The sequence below is a fragment of the Rhizobium sp. Leaf341 genome, assembly GCF_001424325.1.
Lineage (GTDB): Bacteria > Pseudomonadota > Alphaproteobacteria > Rhizobiales > Rhizobiaceae > Ferranicluibacter.
The window spans coordinates 42429-55507 of the sequence record NZ_LMPE01000012.1; the positions used below are offsets into that span (position 1 = coordinate 42429).

12 protein-coding genes and 1 pseudogene are annotated in these 13079 nt (G+C 53.7%); 3 read left to right on the forward strand and 10 right to left on the reverse strand.

Annotation, left to right across the window (positions count from 1 at the left end):
* A partial coding sequence (locus ASG03_RS21085) for a LysR substrate-binding domain-containing protein (RefSeq protein WP_082475764.1) occupies positions 1 to 862 on the reverse strand: 862 nt, incomplete at its 3' end.
* A 101-nt stretch (positions 863 to 963) separates the two neighbouring features.
* Between ASG03_RS21085 and ASG03_RS13200 the strand changes: the two genes are divergently transcribed.
* Positions 964 to 2190 (forward strand): MFS transporter, encoded by a 1227-nt coding sequence (locus tag ASG03_RS13200; protein ID WP_062693915.1) that lies wholly within the window; start codon positions 964 to 966, stop codon positions 2188 to 2190.
* On the opposite strand, the gene ASG03_RS13205 is transcribed toward ASG03_RS13200, so the two are convergent.
* Both ASG03_RS13205 and ASG03_RS13210 read right to left on the reverse strand, forming a co-directional pair.
* Positions 2191 to 2970, reverse strand: a complete 780-nt coding sequence (locus ASG03_RS13205; RefSeq protein WP_062693916.1) for a GntR family transcriptional regulator — start codon at positions 2968 to 2970, stop codon at positions 2191 to 2193.
* Between the two features lie 57 nt (positions 2971 to 3027).
* The gene (locus ASG03_RS13210; RefSeq protein WP_062693917.1) at positions 3028 to 3648 is read right to left on the reverse strand and encodes a glutathione S-transferase family protein; all 621 of its coding nucleotides are present in this window, start codon (positions 3646 to 3648) and stop codon (positions 3028 to 3030) included.
* A 202-nt stretch (positions 3649 to 3850) separates the two neighbouring features.
* Here ASG03_RS13210 and gcvA point away from each other — a divergent pair, with 202 nt between their 5' ends.
* Positions 3851 to 4840 (forward strand): transcriptional regulator GcvA, encoded by a 990-nt coding sequence (gcvA, locus tag ASG03_RS21090; RefSeq protein ID WP_082475742.1) that lies wholly within the window; start codon positions 3851 to 3853, stop codon positions 4838 to 4840.
* Here the strand turns inward: gcvA and epsC are convergent.
* Entirely contained in the window at positions 4837 to 5676 is an 840-nt protein-coding gene (gene epsC, locus ASG03_RS13220; RefSeq protein WP_062693919.1) for a serine O-acetyltransferase EpsC, read from the reverse strand. The genes gcvA and epsC overlap by 4 nt on opposite strands.
* Before the next feature lie 422 nt (positions 5677 to 6098).
* On the opposite strand from epsC, the gene ASG03_RS22005 reads away from it, so the two are divergent.
* Entirely contained in the window at positions 6099 to 6239 is a 141-nt protein-coding gene (locus tag ASG03_RS22005; protein WP_244475252.1) for a hypothetical protein, read from the forward strand.
* A 15-nt stretch (positions 6240 to 6254) separates the two neighbouring features.
* Here ASG03_RS22005 and ASG03_RS22255 read toward each other — a convergent pair.
* The 6 genes and pseudogenes from ASG03_RS22255 to ASG03_RS21815 all read right to left on the reverse strand — a co-directional run.
* Positions 6255 to 6767, reverse strand: a pseudogene (locus ASG03_RS22255) (ABC transporter substrate-binding protein); the annotation flags it as partial.
* Positions 6768 to 6807: 40 nt separating this feature from the next.
* A complete protein-coding gene (locus tag ASG03_RS21100; RefSeq protein ID WP_082475744.1) occupies positions 6808 to 7977 on the reverse strand; it encodes an NAD(P)/FAD-dependent oxidoreductase in 1170 nt (389 codons plus the stop codon).
* A gap of 4 nt (positions 7978 to 7981) precedes the next feature.
* The gene (locus ASG03_RS13240; RefSeq protein WP_062693923.1) at positions 7982 to 9580 is read right to left on the reverse strand and encodes a class I tRNA ligase family protein; all 1599 of its coding nucleotides are present in this window, start codon (positions 9578 to 9580) and stop codon (positions 7982 to 7984) included.
* On the reverse strand, positions 9573 to 9926 hold the full coding sequence (locus ASG03_RS21690; protein ID WP_062693924.1) for a cupin domain-containing protein: 354 nt from the start codon (positions 9924 to 9926) through the stop codon (positions 9573 to 9575). Before ASG03_RS21690 ends, ASG03_RS13240 begins: the two co-directional genes overlap by 8 nt.
* A gap of 58 nt (positions 9927 to 9984) precedes the next feature.
* On the reverse strand, positions 9985 to 11349 hold the full coding sequence (locus tag ASG03_RS13250; RefSeq protein WP_062693925.1) for a SidA/IucD/PvdA family monooxygenase: 1365 nt from the start codon (positions 11347 to 11349) through the stop codon (positions 9985 to 9987).
* A gap of 65 nt (positions 11350 to 11414) precedes the next feature.
* Complete coding sequence (locus ASG03_RS21815; protein WP_062693926.1) at positions 11415 to 12035, reverse strand: hypothetical protein; 621 nt, start codon at positions 12033 to 12035, stop codon at positions 11415 to 11417.
* Positions 12036 to 13079 lie beyond the last annotated feature (1044 nt).

Genomic DNA, 13079 nt, shown 5'->3' on the forward strand with positions numbered 1-13079 from the left:
CTTCTGAGATTAGCCAATCTCGAAACCGTGCAACGGGCGGCCGCGTCAACGCCTCCGCCGTGCATACAACGTAGTAACCGAAGTTCGTCGGCCATTGGATTGAAATGGCTTTCACCAGCCGCCCGGAACGAAGATCGTCCTCCGCATAAGTATCGCGGACCAAGGCAAGTCCTTGTCCCGCTACCGCCGCCCTAACCATTAAATGATCCTCGGAGAAAGAAGGGCCGGGAAGCCTCTCCGGTATCTCTACGCCATGAGCTTCGAACCATAGGCGCCAATCGGCACGGTCAAGCTCATGCAGGAGAGGAAACGTTCGGCAATCGGCCGGGACGCTGATGGGGTTGTGACCGCGAAGAAGTTGTGGGCTGGCCACAACTATCAGCTCAGGAGCGATGAGCAGGACCGAAAGAAGGCCCGGATAGTCACCAAGCCCATGCCGGATTGCCATATCGACTGGCTCGCGCTTCAGGTCCACGATACGGTTGTCGGTTTCCAGCTCAACGTCAATATGAGGATGAAGCTTAGAAAAGCGCGTCTGGCGCGGAACCAGCCAGTTTGCCGCAAAGGACGCCATAGTACTGACGCGGACGCAACGCGCTAAGGGGCGCTCCAATCCGCGCCGTGCCTCTTCGATTTGGTGGAATGGCTGGTCCAGTATGGAGAACAGGGAGCGCCCTGCCTCGGTCAAGGTTACACCTGTCGTCGTTCTCCTGAACAACCGATGTCCCGCCAGTTCCTCCAGTTCTCGCACTCGCTGACTGATCGCCCCTGGAGTTAACGATAGCGCTTCGGCAGCGTCGCGCATCCGTCCTGATCGAGCCACGGTGATGAAAGTTTCTAATAAGGAGAGCGATATCGCCATAAATATGTGTTTAGCACAGCTAAACACATACGGCAAAACCATCGGTTGCCGACGCACACTTCCTTGCGCGATTGTCTCCCGAAGATATTTGAGGATGCATCATGGGCTCGCTGAAATCATCAACTAAAATTCTACAATGGTCAGTCGCGGCATTCGGCTTTCTAGCGCTGGCGCTGGCGTTCTCGGCTCGGGCAACTCTAGGGTTGGTCATGCCGATCTGGTCCCAGGAGTTGGGCTGGTCGCGAAGTTTTGTCTCTGGATCGGCGGCAGCCGCACTGCTTGTTATGGCTGTGGTCGCGCCATTTGCCGGTCGCCTAGTTGATCGGCACGGAGTTCGATCGACACTGACCCTCGGCCTTGCGCTTGTAGGAGCGGGGTGCTTGATCGTATCGCCAACAAGTAGTGCAGTTGTTTTCGTTCTGGCTTTCAGCGGTTTGTCAGCGCTCGGCTTCGGGATCGTGGCGACGCATGTGGTTTCTACAGCCATTGCAAGGCAATTTGACACAGACCAAGGGCTTGCTACAGGCATCGCCACTTCCGGCTCGACCGGTGGGCAATTCCTTATCGTTCCCCTGATAGCGGCGGTCCTAACTGCATTTAGTTGGCGGTGGAGCTTTCTTGCCATTGGACTTTCTTGCCTGTTGCTTATCCCTCTGCTGTGGCGGGCACTGGCGACAAAAGGTGGGCCTCGTGGAGAAGTATCCCGTCCTATGCCTGCTGCCTCCCTCAAGGACGATCTCTCTGCAATCTTTCACAAACCGGCTTTCCATGTCCTGTTCTGGAGCTTTTCCCTTTGCGGCTACACAACCGCGGGCGTTATTGAAACGCATTTCCTGCCATACGCTTCTTTCTGCGGATTTGGGCCAGTTCCGAGCGCTGCGGCTTATGGTGTGCTGTCAGCGGTCAACCTGGTCGGCATGGTAGGAGCCGGTTGGTTGACGGATCGTATGAACAGAGTCGTACTGCTCGGATCGATCTACGTCTTGCGAGGGCTAACGTTCCTGATCCTGATGAATGTCGGGGCAAGCTATGAAATGCTGATCGTATTTGCGGTGCTGTTTGGCGCGGTAGACTATGCGACCGTTCCCGTGACGGCGAGCATAGTTTCCAGTCACATCGGCCTGCGCGTGATGGGTCTCGCAATGGGGCTCATTTCCGCCGGCCATTCGCTTGGAGCTGCGGCAGGAGCATATTCTGGTGGATACATCTACGATCTGACGATGCGGTATGAGTGGGTTTGGCTTATTTCCGTCGCGCTCTGTGTCGGCGCTGGCCTGATGGTTTTCGTACTCAGGAACGTGCCAAGGTCTTTGCCTGCCGCTGCATAGTTAGATCACCGTATAGCCATCGAATGATCTGCGCTGGATGCCAGTGAAGCTCAGCGAGCGAACGTTACCTTCCTTTGCAAGGTGGTTCAAGCGCTCCAACTTTTTCTTTAACTGGCGATCAAGATTCGCAATTGCCGTCTCAACGTCGAGAACACGTAACGCCATACTCAATTCTCTCATGTCAGTCACAATAATTTCGGAATTCTCAGGTATTTCGAGGTCGAGCATCCGAACAAAACGGCTGTGTGCGTTGAAGTCACGGATATGATCAACCATGACCTGATTATCAGACCACCGGGAAATCTCTTCGTAGAGTAGTTCGATAGCAATGCATATTTCTTCAACTGCGGTGTTCCTTGCATTGAACCCCAAATTTAGCGAGCCGGAGATCGACCGCGCTGTTTTATCTGAGCGATCTAGACCGGCCCCATGTCGTATCGAGTATACTAGCACTAAAAACGCGGCTTCGTACCATGCTTTCATCTCCATACTAGACAACGTTTTTGCAAAAAATCCCTTATTTGGAGTGGCTGTTACCAGTCTTTCTGCGTACAGCCGCATAAGCGCTTCACGTAGCGGCGTTGTACTTGTCGAAAGCATTTCCACAAGGTCCGCAATATGAAGTTGCTGACCAGGGCGAAATTCGTAGTGGATCAGCATTTTCTTCAGGCGACAGTAGACGCTATTGGGGCTTTTGCCGTTGCTATGGCCGACACCAGTGCTGTCGCCCCTGGATGCGTTCGAAGTATTCTCATTCCGGTTCCTGCCCCGCCCTATCATTACAAGGATCTCCTACGATTTGCGTAATATGCGTGCGAACAGGCTCTTAGCACAGATCTAAGGCTTTCGCTCGGCCATGAGAATCGAGGGCTCGGTCCACCCCGGAAGCGTCCGTATCCTTGTTAGCCAAGCGTAAACGGCTGGCCACTGATCGACATCTATTTTTGCCTGCTCGGCCCAAAATAGATAACCGCAGCATGCGATGTCTGCGATGGTGGGTAGTTCACTAATCAGAAATGCTTTGTCGTTTTGCGAAAATTCCAAATTCAATCGATCAAGATCGTCTTTCGTTCGTCTTTCGTAATATGCCTCAAGGTCCTTTTGATTAAGGTTCAGGCGTCGGATATGCCGAAGGTTTGACAGGCTGAAGCCAATCCTATTAGCTTCCCAGAATAACCACTGACGAACCTCATTTTCTCCAAATTCCGACATGGGTTCAAACCGACGCAGCTTTTGGGCCAGGTAAAGGAGGATGGCATTCGATTGGCTCAGAACGATATCGCCGTGAATCAGAACCGGCACCTCATCAAATTTCGCGAAATGCCGAAATTCATCGGATCGGTGTGCCCGATCGGTAGCGAGGCTTATGTGAACATATTCGTAGTCGATGGCGGATAGCTGCAGGAAGAGAGCGACCTTGTAGGAGTGTCCTGAATTGCTGTTTCCAAACAGTTTCATTACCGGCATCTCGCCCCGCCCAAATCAAGCATCTACATCTGTTGGCTTGCTGCAGGTTTGAAAGAACATTGGAAAAGGCACTCCATTCTCAGCTATAGAAGACGATCAGAAGCCTGCATGATATTGATTCTTCGCGAGATTAAATTTTCTGCTGCGATCACGGGCAGCAATTGAAGCCGCAGTCACGCAATGAAGCATTCCCATGCAGCCAAAATCTAGTACAACTATCAACCGAAACGCCTGCGACACACAACCCAATTCTCCTTATCAAAAGCCTAGAAAAACTATTCTGAAGATGCCAAAGAACCTACCACCACTCACTGCGTTGCGTGCGTTTGCAATGGCAGGCAGATACGAGAGCTTCAAAGTGGCGGCTGAGAATCTGAACGTCAGCCCAGGCGCTATTAGTCAGCACATCAAAAATCTCGAAGCGCGCTTAGGTATAGCGCTCTTCGACAGATCCAATCGCGTCATTCGATTGACGGCCAAAGGAGCAGAATATCTCCGAGGGGTTCAAGCCGCCTTCGATCTCATTAACGGCGCTACCAAAGCGGTGACGGAAGATGTTCGAAGCGGAAAGATCGTTATCAGTACGATGCCATCGTTTGCATCACAATGGCTTGTCCCTCGTTTGGGCCGGTTTCACCAGCGGCACCCACAGATCGACATTCATGTCGACACCGCGACGCATCTTGTTCGCTTTGAGAGCGACCACGTGGACCTCGCCATTCGGCATGGCTTGGGGCATTATCAAGGTTTGTACAGTGAGCGCCTTTTTACCGTGGAGATGGTGGTTGTCTGTAGCCCCAGCCTCATTGGCAAGGCCGGAAAACCCGGCGATGTCGCAGATCTTGCAAAATTTCCCCTGCTTCACGAGGCAGAGAGGTTGGACTGGTCGCTTTGGTTTCGCGCTCACGGATTTGATGATGTTGATTGCTCGCGTGGTCCGAGCTTCGGCGATGACACGTCGCTTGTTCATGCAGCAATTTCGGGCCAGGGAATGGCCCTAGTGAGAGATTTTCTAGTCATCGACCATATGGCGCAAGGTCGACTTGTCAGCCCCATGGAAGTCAGATGGCCGAGTAAGTTCGCCTATTATTGTGTATTTCCTGAACAAGGATTGCGTAGTCCAAAGATCAGGGCTTTCCGTGCGTGGCTTCACGACGAAATTCGAGGAAATGGGGGCGGTTAAATTACCCAATCAAAGTCATTAATGCTTCCGTCGTGTAAGGACATTCTTGCCGCCAGGGATCGCCGTGTGACTACTTTAGCCGGGATACCTACCACGGTCGCGTTTGGTGGCACGGCTTTCAGGACCACACTGCCGGCACCAATTCGAGCGAAAGTTCCAACTTCGACATTGCCTAAAACTGTTGACCCGGCACCGATGATTGCGCCCCGACGCACTTTGGGATGTCTATCGCCTCTATCATTTCCCGTAGCACCTAGTGTGACGTTGTGCAGCAGTGAGACGTCATCCTCAACGATCGCCGTCTCCCCGACAACTAGCCCTATGGCGTGATCGATGAATATACCAGTTCCAAAGCTAACTGCGGGATGAATGTCCGTTCCTGACACTTGGCAAACTCTGTCATAGACGTGAATCGCTAGGCCGTGCCGCCCCGCTCGCCACAAAGAATTGCTAATTCGTTGCGCTTGAAGCGCCTGATAACCTCGCAAATAGAGGAACGGAGCCAAATAGCTGCCGAAAGCAGCATTGCGCGCCCTGTAGGCGTCGAGATCGGATGCCGCAGCTTGTATCAGAGCCGGCTCACGCCCATAGATATCTTCGACCAACTCATCCAATTGTTCAGGCGGTAACGAGGGGCCAGCAAATCTGGCGCCGATCTGGACCTTTAACGCCGCCTGAAAGGATTCCGCTTTCAAGACTGCGGATTCAAGGTACGGTTCCAGGCTTGGCTCCTGGACGCGCAGTAATCTCGCTTCGTCAAGGAGATTTCCCCAAATCCGCTCGGTGATGGAGGTTCGGTAATCATCGATTTTCAGAATTGCTGAAACTTCAATCATATTCAATCCTCCTCATTGACATTCAATCAGGGTCTCGGCTCTCCATCGATCCTTCTCGGTACCTCGAGGATTGCCGTCGGTCGAAAGCCATCATCGCGAACCGCCCAAAGAGAAAATGAGATGTTCCGATTGTCTCCGGTTCCAGAAAAACACACGCGACCCATTGAAGTATTCCAAATCCTCTTCGCCAAGCGCCTCCGCAGATCACTCTGATTTTGCCGGGATTCGCTCCCCCCTGTGAGGCCCATGGCGATTTCGAGTGCCGTCGCCGTTTCTATGAAAAACGGAGGTATTGGCCTATTCGCGCGACGGCCAGTTCCGGGGAAAACTGATCGACCTGGAAGATGTTTCACTGGCTGTGTAACTGCAACACCGTAGAGGCGAGGGTGATATGCCTTGGGGAGCAAGTGTGCGACGGACGGGTGAACACCATCATCGACGAGGACCAAAAACTCTCCCGGAAAGACTTTTCCTTGTTGAGCGATACTCTGGAGTGCATTCTCGAAATGGCCGGCGACAACACAACAATGTGCCGGCTGGTGCTCCTCCTCGACAAAGGTTAGATCAGGATCGCTCGCAAGGGCGGCTTTTATTGCGGCGCCAAGTATGCGGCCATATCTGGAGTCGTCTGCCAAAACCCGGACCTTCGCCCGTGGGCGAATGGTATTCACCGCTGCTGCAACCGCCAGACCGAGCGTACTATTGGTTGCACATAAGCGAAAAGTATCCGGCCATCGCCCAGATCCAATCACTCGCTCAGTCAGCCGATCGTCGCTAGCGGCTGGCAGGAGCAAGGGAATGCCATGATTGCGATATAGTGATCGAGCCGCATGGGCGGCGCTTGACGAGTAGTGACCGATAACGACTTCAACGCGTTGGGACACCAAGTGACGAGCAGCCCGCATTCCGCCAAATCGGGACATCGAATCCGAGATCCAGTAAAAAGTGTATTTCTTGCGTTTCGCCATTGGCTGAGTGTCGATTGCGTAGCGGACCGCCTCGAAGACTGTACGCGAATGGACAGACAGCGGCCTCCCGAAGGCTGCAGTTATTCCGATACGGTTGGGACCTGTTCCATCGGCACGTTTCATGGCACCCTACTTCAAACTGAGAACTGACGAGACTGTCCGCTTAGCGGGCGGCTAAAATCGGTCGTTGTGCGAAATCACCCAGACCATTCTTGACAATCGATTGCAGCGAGGACGATCGAAGCGATCCGACGATCTCAGTTGCAATTACAGCAGCAATGTAGGGGGCTATTTTGTATCCCCCGCCGGAAAAGCCGGCGGCGACAAACAACCCATCGCAGCCTTCGACTTTACCAACTATCGGGCGTCGGCTCGCGGTGTAGCCGTCGACGCCACAGACACCTCCTGTCGCGACGGCTTGCTCGAGGCAATGCGTGACATTCCTACCGCGTTCAAGAGCGTCATTGACCTGTTCAGAACTGAGCGGAGGCTCTGAGTGGGGATCATCTACCCAACTGTCGAGGTTCGCACCAACCATATATTTCATACCACCAACCGGGCGAACGTACGTCGTGTGGACTTCATCGATGATCGAACATCCAACCTGCACCGCTTGCTGTGTGCAGCTCAGGCTAGGGACAGCAATTGCGCGAGGGCGTATACGCTGTTCGAGAATGAGTGCAAGACCACTACGGGAAAGGATATCTTCCGTCCCAGCTCCGCCGCAGACGACAACATTGCGGCCTCTGATGAGGCACCGACCAGTAACAATGTCCCACCAATCTCCATTCTGCTCTATCCGTTCGACGGATTCACCAGGATAATATCCCATGTTGCGGACCAAAGCCGCTTCCGCCAAACTTTTCGCAGTCTGCCATGGCCAACCATATCCTCCCTGCGATTCGTATATCGCACCTCCCCAGGTCCCGCGTTTCAGCCACCCGAAAGTGGCATTCAGATGCTCCGCTTCAACGAATTCGATGGGATATGATTCTGAATCGAGGAGGTCCTTAACCTCACATGCGCTTTGTAGTTGGGTATTCTGCAGCAGATACATGAAGCCTGCCGGGCGGTATGCGGTTTCTCCAGGCAGGCCCAATGCCTTCCAATTCCTGAATATCTCTATCCCATGTCTGGCGACCTGAGCCGCGTTTCTGTCTCGATCAAAAACCCGCAAGATGCCTCCGGAAACGGAGGTCGCGCCGCCTGTTCCAAATTCACGACGCTCGACCAAGGCGACGCGCGCACCACAATCGACGCCAAACCATGCGACACCGGTGCCAATCACGCCGCCGCCGACGACCACCAAATCGAATGTATTGGACCTCGTCATAGGATCACGCTGCGCGTACGGCAGATTCGAAGCGGTTGCGGAATTTCGATACCACTTCGCTTGCTACAGGCCGGATTGACGGGGCCGGACCCTCTAGAGGAGTCGTAGGGGCCGCAGGCAAGTCACTGCCGTTGACCAGCCATGACGAACCCCATTCGTTGGTCAGGCCAAGATATCGAGCCAGGCGGCCACTTAAGCTTGGCTGGATCGGCCGGGCCATGACGGTGAAGATGGATGCCAGAACCCTCATTTGCGACGGATCCACCGAATTCATCAAATCGATGAGATCAACCAGTAACTTCGCCTGAGTATTCATTGAAAAGGTTGCCGGTGTGCTTGCGTCGACGAACCGCTGACGGAGCTGTTCGAGAAAATCGCCGACCTTTGTCGACACGGGTGCAACGTTAGACTTCCCGGCATCCAATAACCGCTCGATCGCCTGATTCAGGGCAGCAACGAACGTCTCGTTGATGATCGTGCGGAAGTCGTCGAGGTCAAAATCCTGCTCTGTCGTTTCCGGGGCGCGCAAAGCGAGATACAATCGGGCGGCATCCACATCGATCTCGTCGAGGAACTCGTTGGCCCAAATGGCAATCCCCCGACTCGTGGAGAAGTCGTATCCGTGAAGGCTCAAAAACTGGTTGGTCACGATGTTGGCTATCCGCGGCGCAACAGGAAGGTGGGCAAGAAGGATTGGATAGGCGACGATATGGCTGTATGAGCAGTCGATACCCACGAAATGAACGAGTTGCGTTTCCTTATCGCACCAATACTTGCGGAACAGCGTGTCGTTGTCTTGGCTTTTCGCCCACTCCCGCGATGCCGCATAGTAGCCCGCGATACCGCCGAACCAAGTGTGCAGGATCGCTGCAGGATCATCGGGCACACGAGGTCCCCAATCATGCGGACGTGAAATCGCCCAAGGCAGCAGGGGAGCGTCGAGGAGTGAGGTAGCAAATTCTCTCAGTGCCGGCCGAAATGGAGCGCGCTCATATAACTCGCCTAGGATGTCCCTGTTCGCCTCGACGTTGAGGAAAAGCTGCTCGACCTCCGTCCATTCCATTGCTTTGCCGTCGACCACGCAGCGAACATCACACATACGTGTCAGATCTGGGGGCATCGCGCAGCCCTCGCATTGGCTTGCATCAGTTTGCTCACCACAGTTCGGGCAGGTCCCACGCGCAAATGCCTCGTAGCCCCACAATTGATGTTCCCGGGAAAAGGGAACTGACACCCTTTGCGGAAACAAGGCACCTCTTTCTTGCAAAGCGAAATAGAAGGTACGCAAGGCTTCAATATATTGATCGGGCAGCCCCAAAGTATGCATGAAGTAGTCAAGCTCGATCTGAGCCTTCACGAGCGTTTCCCCCATCAGCGGGCCATATTCTCGTGCGACGGTTTCGGGCTCACGCCGCTGCGCTCGGGCCTTCCTGACGACATAACTCTGATAGTCGTCGGAGTAGGAAACATAGTGAACGTCGTCACCAAAGAGCCGCCTTGTCCTCGTGAAGACATCCGACGCCAGGTAAGGCCCGGCGAGATGGCCAAGATGCAGGTCACCATTCGATGTTGGAGGGGCACACGTAACGATGAGCTTAGCCATGCGAAACTTCCTCCGCTTGCACATAGCGTGATGCGAGATCGTTGTCCCACCAGACGCTCATCATCTCAAAGTCCACGGCGTTCGGATTGTCGATGTGATGTTCGGTTGCCGGCGGGATGGCGATGAAATCGCCCTTTCGAATGCGGTGTACCTCGTCTCCGACGATCACCAGAGCCTCGCCTTCCACACCAATGAACAGTTCTCGATCTGAATGGGCGTGACGCGTCGTCTTCGAATTCGAGCGTACGACACACCAGGCCCCTTCGAACGGTGCCTTCAGCGCCGCCCACGGCATCAGCCTCTTGGCATCGAGACCATATTCGTGCTTGAGCGTGTCCCAGTTCATTGCATTTAATATCATGGCCTGATCCTCCTGGTGATTGCTGATCCGGTGAGCTGGAATGTCAGGAGACGACGCGCACTTTGTCCTGCGAAAAGGCTTTGCGGTCTGTTCTCTGTTGAGTAATTTCCTGCAGGACATCGTTCGCCCGGATACTGACAATGCTGAGGACACCCTCAGTAATACCGTGCGTCGCTTCACTGCTGCCTTGCAGGTAAATCCCTGCGTCGACATCCGGCGCTGTTTGAAGCCGATAGTTTCGCGTCATTTCAAACTGTCCACCGGGGGATTGAACCAAGGTATTCGCAATCCCGCTAAGGATTGCCGGCTGGCTACCGAGATAACCGGTGGCTAATACCACGAAGTCACAGTCCAGTTCGGAAACCTGATTGGTCATGCGGTTTCGCACTCGAAGGCGGACGCAGCCATCGACTAGCGAGGCTTCAATTACCTCTGATCCGATCGAAATCTCGTGCCTGTTTGTGTTCTGAAGGCGCTCGAGATACGTCTTCAGATACAAGGCTTCCAACATGACTGGTGTAACGCCAGCATAGTTCGTGTGCTTCACCTCTTCGGAAACGATTTTCCGACCACCCTCCGACAAGCCAAAATGAACGTCCACAAAATCCGGGTAGTAAAATTCATCGAGAAACTTGCTGGTCTCCGAATTTCGGAAACCTAAGCCCCTCATTATGACCGTGACACTACTGCCGGGTATTTCTTCTGGTATACTCATGAATATCTCGGCAGCGCTTTGACCGGCACCAATTACCGCCACGCGAGCATTTTTGTGATCACGCCATGCACGCGCCGCTGACCGAAAGCCGCTGCTATGAGCGCAACGGTCTGTTGGCAGCGCCGAGAAAGCATCCGGCAGATTGGGTGCTCTGCCAATGCCGACCACGACATCGGGGGCCTGGATCGTTCGACCATCGCGATAAATCGCCCGAAACTCCCTCACCCGCTCTCCAGTAACGATCGGTTCCAATGACACGCAATCCCAATTCATCCGAACGTCGATAGCGGTTAGGTTTTCTGCCACCCACGACAGATAGTTGGAGAGTTCGAGACGGTAGGGGAAAAGTGTGCCGAGGTTTGCAAACTCGACAAGACGCCCCGTCATTTTCAGGAAGTTCAGAAAGGAGAATTGGCTTCGCGGGTCTCGCAAGGTCACCAAATCTTTGACGAACGAGGTTTGACTCCTCGCCCAGGGGATCAGCATATCCGGTTGCCATTGAACTTCATTTGCACGGTCAGTAATCACCGTCCGTACCGGTTGATGCTCTAACCCATCCTGGATGGCGGCGGCCAGCGCAAGATTCGCCGGCCCACAACCGATGGCGAGGATATCTGCTCGATCGCCAGCGTGCGCGATGACAGAGGGCTCGATGCTCGACCTGGTAAAATTTTCCTCGGCACTATGCGGCATATCAGATTTCTCCCTCGATTTGAGGCCAGAGCAGCGGGCGTAGAACTGGCCCATCAACGGTAAAATCAGTTGGTATGGCCAACTTTTTGTATGATATTGCTTAGAAGCTCTGTCCGGTCTGCCGCATCCCTCCATATCTGTTGCACGGCTGGCTCAAGATCCCGCAAGGGATCGACAGAAATGAACAGCTTTCCCTTCCTCACCGAAGGTGCGGTGTAGATGGCGACGCCAAATTTAGGATCGTAGTATTCGAAACTATGAACATCGCGCTTCCCGCCGCCGCCCGGCGTGTCGACTACAAACGTTGGCGTATTGAAACCAGCTGTCGAACCACGAACCGCCTTCTCCACCGCGATCCCCTTGCCTATTGTCGTCCGCAGATCTTCGGTCCCCTTCACGAGGTCTGCTAGATAGACGTAGTAAGGGTGAATATTCAAAGCACCCAAACGTCGGCCGAGTTCGATCAGGCTTCCCGCGTCATCGTTGACATTTCTGAGCAGGACGGCTTGGTTGCGAACAGCAATACCCCGTTCGAATAATGCAGCGGACGCGTCTTCGGTGATCCCCGTCACCTCGTCAGGATGATTGAAATGCGTGTGAAGGCACACCTCTTTGTGAAGGCGCCGACCTTTTTCCGCTACCTCGGTTAAGGCACCAACCCAGGCATCATCCCGAAGTATCTTCATCGGCTGAACGGCAAGCCCTTCGTCGCAAAACGCACCCGACGAATGTGCGGCATGTCCAGTAAGGCGTGCCCGATTGTTCGCAGTTGCTCCGGCTTAAGCCGAAATGCGTCACCGCCAGATACTACTATATCCTCCAGTTCCGGTTGCTTCGCGATATAGTCGAACGCTGCTTTCCACCGTTCACGGTTGACTGACAAGTGGACTTTTGCAACTTGCTCGGTATCCGCTCCAACCGCATAGCTTCGGGTGCAGAAACGGCAGTAAACGGGACATGTGCTTATCGGTAGGAATAGGGCCTTTGTCGGATAGCGATGCGTCAGGCCAGGGACAGGTGAATCGTCTTGCTCCCCAAGAGAGTCGAATTGGAGGAGGGGATGATCGTTCTCTAACTCCGATCCTAATGGAAGAAATTGACGACGCAACGGATCGGTTAGGGGGGTAGTCCAGTTGATCAAAGACAGAATATACGGGGAAACGCGCAAGGCCATAGGCGCTCGCAATAACCCCTGTGTCAGATCCTCAATAAAGTCGGGCTCAACCAAACCACCAATGAGAGCCAATAACTTTTCGTTGCTTGTTATAGCATTTTTTTCCTGCCACAGAGCGTCAAGGAATAGCGCTTCGGATACCTCACTCCAAGCGGGCATTTGCCGCCAGAACTCATCGCGTCGGAGATCCCTCCAAGAAGGGGTGAATAGCTCTTGCGACGAAGGCTTACTCCCCTCTGCTGAGGTAAAGATTCTATTTAACACGGATGGATCTGTTCCAGTTCCGAGCATACCCCACTCCATGGCCGATACAATTAGGCTATGATCCTGCACCGCAGATTAAGTGGAGAGAATTATTTTCTATTTTCTAATAAAGAATATTTTCTATAAGAAAGTATTCTTTCCTTTTCCTCAGCCGCTCAAAAGACCGCCCACGCCGATAATGACAGGGAGTTGCACTCCCTTGGGCGAGAGAATTGGCACCTATCGCTCCGGTGCTGTCACATAAACGCGGCGTCAGTGAATTTGGCATAGAGACGGTGGCATGAAGAGTTCT